12 protein-coding genes are annotated in these 13,504 nt (G+C 72.2%); 4 read left to right on the top strand and 8 right to left on the bottom strand.

The features are described 5' to 3' along the window. Positions 1-6: 6 nt before the first annotated feature. The 4 genes from ACFZDE_RS16675 to ACFZDE_RS16690 all read right to left on the bottom strand — a co-directional run bounded on the left by ACFZDE_RS16675 (position 7) and on the right by ACFZDE_RS16690 (position 3,312). Positions 7-1,188, bottom strand: a complete 1,182-nt coding sequence (locus tag ACFZDE_RS16675) for a SpoIIE family protein phosphatase (RefSeq protein WP_391200376.1) — start codon at positions 1,186-1,188, stop codon at positions 7-9. A gap of 110 nt (positions 1,189-1,298) precedes the next feature. After that, on the bottom strand, positions 1,299-1,949 hold the full coding sequence (locus tag ACFZDE_RS16680) for a zf-HC2 domain-containing protein (RefSeq protein ID WP_391200377.1): 651 nt from the start codon (positions 1,947-1,949) through the stop codon (positions 1,299-1,301). Between the two features lie 151 nt (positions 1,950-2,100). After that, positions 2,101-2,613: a hypothetical protein gene (locus ACFZDE_RS16685; protein ID WP_391000055.1), complete on the bottom strand. Its 513-nt coding sequence runs from the start codon at positions 2,611-2,613 to the stop codon at positions 2,101-2,103. Between the two features lie 153 nt (positions 2,614-2,766). Beyond that, the gene (locus tag ACFZDE_RS16690; protein ID WP_391000053.1) at positions 2,767-3,312 is read right to left on the bottom strand and encodes a sigma-70 family RNA polymerase sigma factor; all 546 of its coding nucleotides are present in this window, start codon (positions 3,310-3,312) and stop codon (positions 2,767-2,769) included. A gap of 222 nt (positions 3,313-3,534) precedes the next feature. Between ACFZDE_RS16690 and ACFZDE_RS16695 the strand changes: the two genes are divergently transcribed. Continuing rightward, a complete protein-coding gene (locus tag ACFZDE_RS16695) occupies positions 3,535-4,686 on the top strand; it encodes a CapA family protein (RefSeq protein ID WP_391200378.1) in 1,152 nt (383 codons plus the stop codon). Positions 4,687-4,697: 11 nt separating this feature from the next. Here the strand turns inward: ACFZDE_RS16695 and ACFZDE_RS16700 are convergent, their stop codons facing one another. Beyond that, positions 4,698-6,128, bottom strand: a complete 1,431-nt coding sequence (locus ACFZDE_RS16700) for an amino acid permease (protein ID WP_391000048.1) — start codon at positions 6,126-6,128, stop codon at positions 4,698-4,700. 106 nt (positions 6,129-6,234) lie between these two features. Beyond that, the gene (locus tag ACFZDE_RS16705; protein WP_391000045.1) at positions 6,235-6,696 is read right to left on the bottom strand and encodes a universal stress protein; all 462 of its coding nucleotides are present in this window, start codon (positions 6,694-6,696) and stop codon (positions 6,235-6,237) included. 154 nt (positions 6,697-6,850) lie between these two features. Here ACFZDE_RS16705 and lysX point away from each other — a divergent pair, with 154 nt between their 5' ends. Both lysX and ACFZDE_RS16715 read left to right on the top strand, forming a co-directional pair. Beyond that, entirely contained in the window at positions 6,851-10,141 is a 3,291-nt protein-coding gene (gene lysX / locus ACFZDE_RS16710; protein ID WP_391200379.1) for a bifunctional lysylphosphatidylglycerol synthetase/lysine--tRNA ligase LysX, read from the top strand. Positions 10,142-10,230: 89 nt separating this feature from the next. Further along, positions 10,231-11,073 (top strand): polysaccharide deacetylase family protein, encoded by an 843-nt coding sequence (locus ACFZDE_RS16715; RefSeq protein ID WP_391200381.1) that lies wholly within the window; start codon positions 10,231-10,233, stop codon positions 11,071-11,073. A 37-nt stretch (positions 11,074-11,110) separates the two neighbouring features. Here ACFZDE_RS16715 and ACFZDE_RS16720 read toward each other — a convergent pair whose 3' ends face one another. Further along, positions 11,111-11,779: a class F sortase gene (locus ACFZDE_RS16720; RefSeq protein ID WP_391000036.1), complete on the bottom strand. Its 669-nt coding sequence runs from the start codon at positions 11,777-11,779 to the stop codon at positions 11,111-11,113. A 351-nt stretch (positions 11,780-12,130) separates the two neighbouring features. Here ACFZDE_RS16720 and ACFZDE_RS16725 point away from each other — a divergent pair, with 351 nt between their 5' ends. Further along, positions 12,131-12,649: a hypothetical protein gene (locus ACFZDE_RS16725; protein WP_391200382.1), complete on the top strand. Its 519-nt coding sequence runs from the start codon at positions 12,131-12,133 to the stop codon at positions 12,647-12,649. A gap of 151 nt (positions 12,650-12,800) precedes the next feature. Here the strand turns inward: ACFZDE_RS16725 and ACFZDE_RS16730 are convergent, their stop codons facing one another. Then, positions 12,801-13,340, bottom strand: a complete 540-nt coding sequence (locus ACFZDE_RS16730; RefSeq protein WP_391200383.1) for a hypothetical protein — start codon at positions 13,338-13,340, stop codon at positions 12,801-12,803. Positions 13,341-13,504: the final 164 nt, after the last annotated feature.

The following is a 13,504-nucleotide window of genomic DNA, read 5'->3' on the forward strand; positions in this document are numbered from 1 at the left end:
TCCGGGTCACCGGGCCGGTGGTGTCCACTCGAACATCAGGATGGTCGCGTCGTCCCGCAGCCGGCTGGTGGGCGAGTCGAGGATGGAGTGGATGAGCCGCCGCAGCGTCTCGGGCGCCAGCTCGCCCGCCGCCGTCGCCCCGATGATGTAGTCGGCGAACTGTTCGAGCCCGAACTCCACGCCGTCGACGGCCCTGGCCTCGGTGACCCCGTCGGTGTACATCAGCACCCGGTCGCCGGGCTTCAGCGCGATCTCGTGCGTCTGCCGCCTCTCCCCGGTCAGCAGGGACGGCATGCCCATCGGCGGCTCCGCCTCGCGCCGCATGGCGTCGACGAGCGGGCGCCGGTCACGGATGAGCAGCGGGGTGGGGTGCCCGCAGTTGACCCACCGCAGCCTCCCCGACGCCAGGTCCAGCTGGGCCAGGACACCCGTGCAGAACCGGTCCGGGAGCCACCGTGACAGCGCGTCGTCGACGCCCTCCACCAGCTCGGGCAGGTCCGCCCCGGTCCGCCGGGCGTTGCGGCAGGCGGCCAGCGACACCGCCGTGGTCAGCCCGGACGCGAGGTCGTGCCCCATCGCGTCGAGGACCGCGACATGCAGGGTCGTCTCCGTCAAGGCGTGGTCGAAGCCGTCGCCGCCGAGGTCGTAGGCGGGCTCCAGCACGGCCGTCGACACCACGTGCGAGGTGCCGATGGTGCGGGGCGGCAGGAAGGCCCGCAGCATCTCGGCGGGCAGTCGCATCGGCCGGGCGCGCAGCCGCCGTACGAAGGAGTCCTGGTACGCCCGCGCGGAGGTGATCATCATGGCGAGCAGTGTGGCCAGGGCCCGGCCGCGGAGCAGTACGTCCGGGGTCAGTGAGGGGCAGCTCACCGCGAGGACACCGAGGCGTTCGGCGCCGTCCACGAGCGGGATCCAGGCCGTCATACCGCCGTCCTCGGACTCCTCGACGCGCAGGGACTGGGTGCGGTAGGTCCAGCCCGCCAGTGAGCTGTCGATGAGCAGGGAGGAGGCCGCGTCGGTGAGCGGCACCAGCCGGCGCTGCTGGATGTCGGCGAGGTACACCATGGAGCCCGGCAGGCTGAGGGCCCTGGTGCAGCGGGCGGTCGCCGTGGGCAGGTCCAGTGCGGCGTTCTCCGGATCGGCGAGGAACTCCTCCAGGCGGGTCTGACCGGACTCTGCCGTCGCCACCTCGTCTCCCCTCGGCCGGACCGCGGGCATCCGGCGATCCCACGGGTGCGTCGTCCAGCAGTCTCACACCGGGGCGCGGACGGCGCCCGGTGACAGGGGCGGACGGATGGTCAGCTCGGCTGGAGTCTCCACAGCACCTCGCCCCCCGCCGAGCGGATCTCGTAGCGGGCGATGTCCTCCGGATGCATGGAGGAGCTGGCCATCATCGTGCTGGGGCGGTCGCCGGGGCCGCCGTGCCAGCTGGTCGCGGTCTCCTCGGTGCCGTCGTGGCCGACGATCACCAGGTGACAGGGGCGCGAGCCGGAGGCGTCCTTCACCTTCAGCTCGACTTGGCTGCCCGAGGCCTCGTCCGCGGTGGTGACCTGTGCCCACACGCCCGTGCGGGTGTCGGTCGCCGCCAGGGTCCGGGCCTCCTCGGCGCTGCCCTCGGCCATCATCGCGATGCCGGGGACCGACGCCGCGAAGACCACCGAGGCGGCCAGGGCGAACAGCATCCGCCTGCGTCCGGCCCGGCGCCGGGTCGCCACCTCGGCCAGCAGCCCGTCCAGCATCCGCGGACCGGGCTGCGCCATCGGGTGCACGAACCGGGGCGTCGCCCGCCGGTACAGCATCAACTGCCGTGTGGTGGCGCCGAGTTCCGTCACCTCTGCAGCGCACCGAGGGCACTCCATGAGGTGGTCCTCGAAGCGGAATGCCTCCGCCTCGTCCAGCACGCCGAGCGCGTAGGCCGCGACGTCGTGATGCCTTTCCAGGGACCTCATGCCGAATCCTCGTGCCGTTGGGTGCGGGTGGGGTTACTCCTTGCTCCCACCGGTACGGACCAGGCAGCGGAATCACTCAAGCCGGTGACACAATCGCAACCAAAGGATTCGGAGCCCTCCGGCCCCCGGATTGGTCCGGGGGCGCGGGAATCTAAAAAAGATGGATCGCGAGGTGTCCCAGCGGCAGTCCGAGCTGCCAGGCGGGCGTCCAGACCTTCGGTCCGTCGTCCTCCCCGACCACCGGAGCGCCCCCCGGTACCGCGTTCAGATCGGGCGCGAGCAGCTCCGTCTCCTGCAGCCAGCGCCAGGCCTCCTCGGCGAGTCCCAGGTCCGGCGCGGGCCGCCCCGAGCGCGCGGCGTCCACGGCGAGGTCGGCCAGCCGCCCGCGCACCCACTCCTGCCACGGCTGGTCGTACGCGGTCAGCGAGAGCCACGTCTCCAGCTGGGTGACGACCCGGATGCCGGACAGCTCCCCGTCGGTGTCGGACAGGAAGATGGTGAGCGCCAGGGCATCGCGCCCGGCGCGGAACTCGAAGGACGTCGGCGGCATCAGATCGCCGGTCCGCAGCAGCTCGTCGGCGATGTACTCGGCGTACAACCACGCCATGGGGACGGTCAGTTCGCCGTCGCCGCCGTCCGTGCTCCCCTGCTCTTCGTCCAGCATCCCTTCCTGCCTTCCTCCGGTACGTGCGCGTCGCCCGACACCGGGCCCCGGGGGGACGCGGAGCCCCCCTCCGGAACACGGATGAGAACACCCGATTACTCAACCGGGGTCATCGGCAAGGCGCTTTACGGAGGCTTGACCCACCCGTTGGTTTCATCGCAGGTCGGCGGCGTATCCCGGTAGCACCCTGCGCAGGGCGCGCAGCGCGTAGTACGCGCGGGACTTCACGGTACCGGGCGGGATGCCGAGGGTCGCCGCGGCTTCCGCCACACTCGCCCCCTGGAAGTACACGAGCACCAGGACTTCACGGTGCTGCGGAGTGAGTGTCTTCACAGCCTCGCGGACGTCGAGCATCGCCGCGGCCCGCTCCGCGTGGTCGGAGACCACCCGCGCGTTCTCCAGCACCGCGTCGCCGACCTCGCAGGGGCGCGCCTGGCGGGCCCGCCGGGCGTCGATCGCGAGGCGCCGCGCCACGGTCATCAGCCAGGGCCGCACGGAGTCGAAGTCGTCGGCGCGCAGGGCCTCGGGGTGCTGCCAGGCGCGCACCAGCGTCTCCTGGGCGAGGTCCTCGGCGCGCTGCCGGTCGCCGTCGCAGAGCCGCAGCAGCAGCGCGAAGAGGGGCCGGCCGTGCTCCCGCTGCAGTGCGGCGAGCTCGTGCTCGGCGGTCGTTCCGTTCGTGAGAGTGGATCCGGCCGTCATGGCCGTATGGCACCGCAGGGCGCGGGCCGGGCACAGGGCACGGACCCGGCTGTGCGGCGGACGGTCGATCGCGTCGACGAACGGTTCGACGAACGGTCAGGGCGCCCGGCCATGTGGGTGCCGGACGGGCTGATGAGCGTGTCGGAGCCGCGTGGGGCGGCACAGGCCTTCTTTCCTGATTGTGTGTAAATACGACCACAACGCCCACAGTGGGGTGAATGCATGCTCGCACGCAGTCGACAGATCGCCCTGGCCCTGACCGTCGTCCTCGCCGCAGGCGCCGCCTGCCAGGCCCGCGGACACGACAAACCGGGGCCCGGACACCCGGCACCGAACGCCGGGCCCCGCGGCTTCACACTGGTCGCCTCCGGAGACGTCCTCCCGCACAGCTCGATCATCGACCGGGCCCGCTTCGACGCCGGCGGCACCGGCTACGACTTCCGGCCGATGCTCGCCGGGATCCGCTCCGTCGTCTCCCGCTCCGACATCGCGCTGTGCCACATGGAGACCGTCTACGGCGCGGACGGCGTCTACACCGGCTACCCCACCTTCAAGTCCCCGCCGGAGGTGGCCCGGGCCCTCGCCGCCACCGGCTACGACGGCTGCTCCACCGCCTCCAACCACACCCTGGACGACGGCGCCGACGGCATCCGCCGCACCCTCGACGCCCTGGACCGCGCGGGCGTGCGGCACGCCGGCTCGGCACGCACCGAGCAGGAGGCCCGCACGGCCACCGTCCTCACCACGGGACAGGCCCAGGTCGCCCACCTCGCCTACACCTACGACACCAACGGCCTCCCCTTCCCACCGGGGCAGCCCTGGGCCGTCAACCTCATCGACGAGGCCAGGATCGTCGAGGACGCCCGGGCCGCGCGCCGGGCGGGCGCCGACGTGGTGGTGGTCTCCCTGCACTGGGGCACCGAGTGGCAGGACGCCCCCGACGACCGGCAGCTGACCCTGGCCCGCAGCCTCACCGCGGCCCGTACCGGCGACCGCCCCGACATCGACCTGATCCTCGGCACCCACGCGCACGTCCCGCAGGCCTACGAGAAGGTCAACGGCACCTGGGTCGTCTACGGCATGGGCGACCAGATCGCCGGTGAGATGACCAACCACCAGGGAGCCAAGGACCCACGCGGCAACCAGTCCACCCTCGGCCGCTTCACCTTCGCCCCGCCCACACGGCCGGGCGAGCGCTGGAAGGTGACCAAGGCGGAGTTCGTCCCGCAGCTGTTCGACGTCGACGCCGGCCGGGTCGTGAACCTCAACCGGGCGCTCGCCCAGGGCGCCGACGTCCGGGCCGTCCGCGACCGCATCCGCGACATCGTGCTCAGCCGCGGCGCGGCCGGGGACGGACTGGTCATGGGGGAGTAGCGCCCGCCGTCCTACCGCGACCGCTCCGGGTCCCGCCTCGCCAGCTCGGAGCGGCGGTAGGAGTAGGCGAAGTAGAACACCAGCCCCAGCACGAACCAGACGGCGAACCGCACCCAGGTCTGCCACTGCAGGAACGTGATCAGCCAGATCGAGAAGACGATGCCCACCGCGGGCACCACCGGCATCCACGGCGTGCGGAACGTGCGCGGCAGCTCCGGCCGGCGGTAGCGCAGCACGATGACCGCCGCGCACACCACCACGAACGCCAGCAGGATGCCGATGTTGGTCAGCTCGGCCGCCTCGCCGATCGGCAGGAACCCGGCGATGGCGGCCGACGCCACCCCGACGATCCAGGTGACCCGCGTCGGCACGTGCCGCGTCGGGTGGGTCTTCGCGAACCACTTGGGCAGCAGCCCGTCCCGGGACATCGAGAACCACACCCGCGTCACGCCCAGCATGAACGTGAACATCACGGTCAGGATGCCGATGATCGCGCCCACCGCGATCACGTCGGCGAGGCCGCCGAGACCCACCGACTTGAACGCCGTCGAGAAGCCGCTCTCCGGGTCGATGTCCTTGTGGTTCTGCATGCCCGTCAGCACCAGACAGGCCGCCACGTACAGCACCATCGAGATGACCAGCGAGTAGATGATGGCCTTCGGCATGTGCCGCTGCGCGTCCTTGGACTCCTCGGCCGCCGTCGACATGGCGTCGTAGCCGAACACCGCGAAGAACACCGTCGCCGCGCCCGTGAACGCGCCGCCCACCCCGTACGGGAAGAAGGGGTTGTAGTTCGCCGTGTCGATGTGGAACACCCCGACCGCGATCACCAGCAGCACCACCAGGACCTTCAGGATCACCACGACCGTCTCGAAACGCGCCGCGTTCTTGATGCCGAGGTTCAGCAGATAGGCGGTGAGCAGACACAGCAGCGCGGCGAACAGATCGACCCGGTGACCGTCACCGGTACCGGGGGCGCCCAGCATCCAGGCGGGCAGATCCGCGCCCATCTCACCGACCAGGAAGCTGAAGTAGCCGGAGATGCCGATCGCGACCACCGCCACGATCGCCGTGTACTCCAGCAGCAGGTCCCAGCCGATGAACCAGCCCGCCAGCTCGCCGAGCACCGCGTAACCGTAGGTGTAGGCCGAGCCCGCCTTCGGGATGAGCCCGGCGAACTCGGCGTAGGACAGGGCGGCGGCGGCACTCGCGACGCCCGCGATGAGGAAGGAGAGGAGCACGGCGGGTCCCGCCGTACCGTTGGCGACCGTGCCCGCGAGCGTGAAGATGCCCGCGCCGATGATGCCGCCCACCCCGATGGCGGTCAGCTGCCACAGTCCCAGCGACCGCTCCAGCCCACCGCCCTCGCCGGTTTCCGTCTCCTCGATCCGGTCGATGGGTTTGCGGCGGAGAATCCCCTCGCCCATCCGGAGCCCGGCCATGCGCCTCACCTCTTCGCGATCGGCAAACGGCTGACGGCGGATCATGATGGACCTTCCGCACCCCGGGCGGAAGGGGCCGCGCAGTGATCGGGCGGGATCCGCCGCCCTACGGCACCACCGTCACCGGCCAGCGCCCCGCCTTCACCAGGCGGACCGCCACCGAACCGACGATCCGGTGGCCCGCCTGCTCCGAGGCACCCACGACCACCGCGTCTGCCTTCAGCTCGTCGGCCGCCCTCACCAGGCCGTTGAACGGGTCACCCCGGAAGGTGTGGAACTCCCAGCGGACCTCGAATATCCCCTTGAGCCGCTCGGCCGACTCCCGGATCTGCGCCACCAGGTCCTCGGCGATCTCGTCCGTCGTCCCGGCCACCGGCACACCCAGCGCGGCGCTCGCCGCCTGCACCGGCTGCACGTACACCACGGCGAGCAGCGCGCGCTGCCGCCGCGCCAGGCCACCGGCGTAGGCCGCCGCCCGCAGGGAGGACTCGGAGCCGTCCACCCCGACCACGATCACCTTCGGACCGTCCGTGCCCCGCTCGAACCGGTGGGAGTGCTGTTCCGTCACGCCGCGAGGCTATCGGAACCCCCCGGTCCGCCCGCCGGGCGGGACGCCGCAGCCGGTGCGCCCGGTTGCGCACGGGAGGCCCGGGTCTCCTGGGCCGTGCGGGGCGGGAGCGCTCGACGGGCGAGGAGGCGCCGGTGTTCCTAGAGTCGAAAGCATGAGCGTCATCGCGGACACCGGGACGACCGAGGACACCTCAGGAGCGATACGGCCGCCCCACCGGGCGCACGGCTTCCTGAGCCGGGTACCGCAGGGCTTCGCCGTCTTCTTCGGGGCCCTCGGACTGCTCTGCGCCCTGCTGGCGCTGATCCCCCCGCTGCGCACCGGGCTGCGCCCCCTCGTCCATTTCCTGGACCTGCTGCTCGTGCCGGTCAGCGCCAACCTCGCCTACGCGGTCTTCCTGTTCCTGCTCGCCGCGGCGACCGGTGCCCGCAAGAAGATCGCCTGGTGGCTGGTCGTCGTCTACCTGGGACTCCTGGTCCTCACCGACATCCTCGGCATGGCCGTCGGCGAGTTCGCCGAGTCCGTCCCCTCCCTCGTGGTGTGCGGCCTCGCCCTGATCCTGCTGATCTACGCCCGCAAGGAGTTCTACGCCGCCTCCCGCCGCGCCGCCGTACGCCGGGCCCTGGCCGTCCTGGTGGCGGGCCTGGTCGCGGCGATCCTGATCGGCTGGGCCCTGGTCGAGGCGTTCCCGGGCAGCCTGCCGAGCGGCGAGCGCCTGGCCTGGGCCGCGAACCGGGTCTGCGGCGGCCTGGTGCCCGCGGACTCCTTCGACGGTCGCCCACCGCACGCCCTGTACTTCCTGCTCGGCCTGTTCGGCGCGCTCGCCCTGCTGAACGCCGCCGCCACCCTCTTCCGCTCCCAGCGCCTGGAAGCCGCCCTGCACGACGACGAGGAGGCCCGGATCCGCGCCCTCCTCGGCCGCTACGGCGACCAGGACTCCCTCGGCTACTTCGCCACCCGCCGCGACAAGGCCGCCGTCTTCTCACCCAGCGGCAAGGCCGCCGTCACCTACCGCGTCGAGGCCGGGGTGTGCCTGGCCAGCGGCGATCCGGTGGGCGACCGGGAGGCCTGGCCGCACGCGATCGCCGCCTGGCAGGACGTGGCCCGCCGCCACGCCTGGGTCCCGGCCGTGATGGGCGCCTCCGAGGAGGGCGCCCGGGCCTTCGTCCGCGCCGGGCTCGGCGCCCTCCAGCTCGGCGACGAGGCGATCCTGCACGTCCGCGACTTCGACCTGGACGGCCGCGACATGCGCGTCACCCGGCAGGCCGTCAACCGGGTCCGCCGCAGCGGCGTCACCTGCCGCGTCCGCCGCCACTCCACCCTCGACGAGGACGAGATGCGCCGGCTCGTCGAACGCGCCGACGCCTGGCGCGACACCGAGACCGAACGCGGCTTCTCCATGGCCCTGGACCGGCTCGGCGACCCGGACGACGGGGACTGCCTCCTCGCCGAGGCCCTCGACCAGGACGGCCGGCTCCTCGCCATCCAGTCCTTCGTGCCCTGGGGCAAGGACGGCGTCTCCCTGGACCTGATGCGCCGTGACCGCACCGCCCCCAACGGCGTCATGGAGTTCATGGTCGCCGAACTGTGCGCCGCGGCCCCGAAACTGGGCGTGCACAAGATCTCCCTGAACTTCGCCGTGTTTCGCTCCGTGTTCGAGGAGGGCGCCCGCATCGGCGCCGGACCGGTGCTCCGCCTCTGGCGCCGCCTGCTGCTGTTCTTCTCCAAGTGGTGGCAACTGGAGGCCCTGTACCGCTCCAACGCCAAGTACCACCCCGAGTGGTACCCCCGCTTCCTCTGCTACGCGGAGGCCGCCTCCCTCGCCCGGGTCGGCCTCGCCTCCGCAATCGCCGAGGGCTTTGTCTCCGTACCGTCGCTGCGCACGTTGTGGGGCAGGGGAAAGGGGCACCCGAAGGGCGGGCAGCGCCCCGCCACCACGGCGGGGCTGCCGTCGTTGGCGGCGCTCGGCCTCGCCGGAGGGGACGGGACCGAGCCCGCCGACCCCCTCTCCGGCCTTTCCGACCAGGTCCGCGTCCGGCACCACAAGCTCGACCGGCTGCGCGCCGACGGCACCGACCCCTACCCGGTCGGCCTCCCCGCCCGCACCCACACCCTCGCCGAGGTCCGGCCGGGCGGGCAGGTCACCGTCGCCGGCCGGATCATGGTGGTGCGCGACTTCGGCGGCATCGTCTTCGCCGTCCTGCGCGACTGGTCCGGCGACCACCAACTCGCCCTCACCCGCGACCGCTCCGGCCCCGCCCTGGACCGCTTCACGACCGACACCGACATCGGCGACCACATCATCGCCACCGGCGAGGCGGGCGTCAGCGACAAGGGCGAGCCGACCGTGTTCGTCACCTCCTGGCAGCTCACCGGCAAGTGTCTGCGCCCGCTGCCGGACAAGCGCCGGGGTCTGGCCGACCCGGAGGCCAAGGTCCGCCGCCGCTACCTCGACCTGGTCGCAAGCCCCGACGCCCGCGAGGTGATCCGCGCCCGCTCCACCGCCGTCCAGGCCCTGCGCCAGGGCCTGCTGGAACGCGGCTACCTCGAGGTCGAGACCCCGATGCTCCAGCAGATCCACGGCGGGGCCAACGCCCGCCCCTTCACCACCCACATCAACGCCTACGACCTCGACCTCTATCTGCGCATCGCCCCCGAGCTGTATCTGAAACGGCTGTGCGTCGGCGGCATGGAGAAGGTCTTCGAACTGGGCCGCACCTTCCGCAACGAGGGCGTCTCCTACAAGCACAACCCCGAGTTCACGATGCTGGAGGCCTACCAGGCCTTCGCCGACTACGACGTGATGCTCGACCTCGTCCGGGAACTGATCCAGGGCGCCGCCACCGCCGCCTTCGGCACCCCCGTCGCCCACAAGGACGGCGAGGAGCACGACATCTCCGGCCCCTGGCCCGTCAAGACCGTCTACGGCGCCATCAGCGAGGCCGTCGGCGAGGAGATCCACCCCGGCACCGAACTGCCCGAGCTGCTGCGGCTCTGCGACCGCGTCGGAGTGCCGTACACCGCCGACGACGGGCACGGCGACGTCGTCCTGGAGATGTACGAGCGGCTCGTCGAGGAGAAGACCAGGCTGCCCACCTTCTACAAGGACTTCCCCACCGACGTCTCCCCGCTCACCCGGCAGCACCGCACCGACCCGCGCCTGGCCGAACGCTGGGACCTCGTCGCGTTCGGCACCGAACTCGGCACCGCCTACTCGGAACTCACCGACCCCGTCGAGCAGCGCCGCCGCCTCACCGCCCAGTCCCTGCTCGCCGCCGGGGGCGATCCCGAGGCGATGGAACTCGACGAGGACTTCCTCGACGCCCTCGAATACGCCATGCCGCCCACCGGCGGCCTCGGCATCGGCGTGGACCGGCTGGTCATGTTCCTCACCGGACTGACCATCCGGGAGACGCTGCCCTTCCCCCTGGTGCGCCGCCGCTGACCCGAACGCGTGGGCCGAACGGGTGAAAGCGTGCCGCCACCGCGGTGTTGCTCGCGAGCGTCGGCCTTCGGCCGGGCGACTGATGAGTCATGAAGAAGGATCAGTTGCTCACCCGGCTGCTCACCCGGCGCCAGGCGTTGATCGCGGGCGCCGGCGCCGTGGGAGCGGCCGCCACGGCCGGAGTGATCACGACGGTCACCGGGGACGGACCGACCGCCCCCGCCCCCGCCGCCGGACCCCAGGCCCGGCCCGCCGGGTCCCACGCGTACCGGCTTCAGCCGGTCACCGGCTTCGGACCGCCGCGCGCCGCGCCCCGCCGCACCCTGGTACGCCGCGAAGCGCCGCTGAAGGTGTCAGGCCGCGGCCGCACCATGGTGCTGACCTTCGACGACGGCCCCGATCCCCGCTTCACCCCGGACATCCTCGACACCCTGGCCGAGTACGACGTGCGCGCGATGTTCTTCGTGTGCGGCGAAATGGTCGCCGGTGGCCGGAAACTGCTGGCCCGGATGGCCGACGAGGGCCATGTCGTCGGAAACCACACCTGGTCCCACCCGCTCCTCACCCGCCTCACCCGCCGCCAGATCCGCTCCCAGATGGAACGCACCAGCGACGCCATCGAGGACGCCTACGGGGAGCGGCCCGAGTGGTTCCGCGCCCCCTACGGCGCCTGGAACCGCGCCGCCTTCCAGCTCGGCGCCGAACTCGGCATGGAGCCGCTCGCCTGGACGGTCGACACCCTCGACTGGACCACCCCGGGCGTCCGTTCCATCGTCAAGAAGGTCGAACGCGGCGCCGCCCCCGGCGTCGTGGTGCTCTCGCACGACGCCGGGGGCGACCGCTCGCAGAGCGTGAAGGCCCTCCGGCGCTACCTGCCCGAACTGCTGGACTCCGGCTACCACGTCACCGTGCCCCGCCGGCACTACGCGTGAGGCCCCCCGGGCCCGTCGCCCGCCCGGCCGGGAGTGCTCAGCGCACCTCGACCAGGCGGGCGAAGGCCACGACGTTCCCCGCGTAGCCCTCCTGCGCGGTGAACCCGCCGCCGCAGGTGATGACCCGCAGTTCGGCCGCGCCCTTGGACGCGTAGACGCGGTCCCCGGGGAAGTTGTTCTTCTCGAACACCTCGACGCCGTAGATCTCGAACATCGCGGTCTTCCCGTCCTGCCGGGCGATCTCGACGCGATTGCCCTTCTTCAGGGCCCCCAGCCCGTAGAAGACGGCCGGGCCCTGCTGGTTGTCGACATGGCCGACCACGACCGCGGTGCCCTTCTCGCCGGGGGTGACGGCACCGGTGAACCAGCCGGCCAGGTTGGGGTCCTCCGGCGGCGGTGCGCCGACCCAGCCGTCCGCGTCCAGGCCCACGGGGATGATCGGCGCGTCGACCTGGATCGCCGGGATCCGGACCCGGTCCGGCAGGGAGTAGGGCAAGGGCCGTACGGCCCCGGCGAAGGTGCCCCCGGGGACCCGGTTGTCCGCGGCGGCCGCCGTCGCCGGCTGCGGCGGGCCCTCGTCGAACTCACCCGAACCGTTCCGGATGAGGGCGAGGCCGGTCAGCAGGACCAGCGCTATCACGCCCCACGGGGCGCGCTTCCTCGGCCGCGCCTCCTCTTCCGCCTGGGCCAGCTCGGACGCAGACATTCGCCATCCCCTCTCGACATGGCCGTCGCCGTGTCAATCGCGCATATCCGAACGCTAAGTGGCACGCGCCGAACCGGCGACGGGGCGGCGGCGAACGGGTGGCCCCGGGGCGGGCGGGGTGCCGCGAGGAGCGGAGGTGCGCCATCCGAGTTGCCGCCGCGAGGAAATTTCTGACGGCCCGTGACCTGCGGCGATGTCCGATTGTGTGAGGGATCGGCACCGCCTGCTCTCACCAGGACGGACCATTCCCGACATGCGGCCCGCGGCACGGCAACTGACTGTCTGTCTGGGAGGCGCTTTCTCGCCGATCGACCGGGGACGGGTCCCGGGGCGTCTTCCGCGGAGGTTCACATGCGTAACACTCGTGCCCTGGCGGTCGCCGGCGCGGCGGTCGCCGCCCTCGGCCTCTCGGCCCCCGCGGCCGTCGCGTGGGAGACGCCCAGCAACATCACCGCCCTGCCCAGTGTGATCGCCCGCGGCGGCCAGCTGACCATCACGGTCGACGGCTGCCGGAGCGGCGGCACGGCGACGTCCAACGCCTTCTCGCCCACGCGACTCTCGCCGGCCGGTGGCGGCAAGGGCAACGAGGGCGACCGGGGCGGCGCGGGCAGCGGGACCGCCCGGGGCGCCGCCACCATCAACAGTGACGCCCGTCCCGGGCCGTACGACATCACCGTCGACTGCAACGGCAGGCGGATGACCAAGCCGCAGGCCTTCACCGTCATCGGCGGTGTCCGCGGCGGTATCGGCGGCAGCACCACCACCGGTGCGACCCCGACCGACGTCGCCATCGGCGGCGGGCTGGTGGCCGCGGCCCTCGTCGGCGGTGGCGTGTTCTGGATGCGCCGCCGGGCCGAGCGGCGCATCTGACGCCTCGCTCCGCGCTCCTTCGACGAGTCACCGTCTCGCACGTGAACGGCCTTCGCCCCGGCTCCCCCTTCGACCTCTTCGGGGGAACCGGGGCGAAGGCCTGCGGTCATGGCGCTCATCAGCCCGTGTCGTCGGTGTCGGCTCGGCGGTGTCAGCCGGCGTCCTCGTCGGTGCGGCGGCGCGCGAAGTGGTAGGCGACACCGAGGGATCCGGCGATCAGCGCGGCGCCCAGGCCGATCTCCTTGAGGTCGAACCCGGCGAGCGTGCCGCCCTCACCGGCGTGCACACCCTTGTGGGGGTGGCGCGTGGGGTGATGGGTGGGGTGGTGCGTGGGGTGGTGGGTCGGACGGCTGCCCGCGATCGTCAGACGCGCGGTGCCGCTCGACTCGTCACACTCGAACTCCACGTCGTAGACGGCGCCGGGCTTGGCGTCCCAGTCGACGACGGCCGTCGCCCAGGACTCCTCCGGCGGGATGGTGACCATGTCGAAGACCGCCGAGTTGACCGCGGCCTCGCCCTGGCACGCCTTGTTGCGTTCCACCCGCAGGGTGACCTCGCCGCCCGCCGCCACGGTGGAGGGCATGACGCTGAAGCCGAAGTCGGTCCGGATCGCCGCGTCGGCGGCGGGCACGCAGGAGGTGAGGGCGCCGGCGCCCAGCAGTACGGCCGAAGCGAGGCCTATCGCGCGCATGGTGAATCCTCCGGGTCCCCGAGGAGCAATCGCGGACCTGTTCCGCTCACGTCACAAATGCACCTCGATGCCCGAAACGCTAAGAAGGTGAGCGTGGGGGCGCGATCGCAGTAGCGCGAATGGGTCACGAGCGTGGGCCGCCCGGGGGACGGCGACGGTGTGTC

Source organism: Streptomyces sp. NPDC007929, assembly GCF_042959065.1.
Taxonomy (GTDB): Bacteria; Actinomycetota; Actinomycetes; order Streptomycetales; family Streptomycetaceae; genus Streptomyces.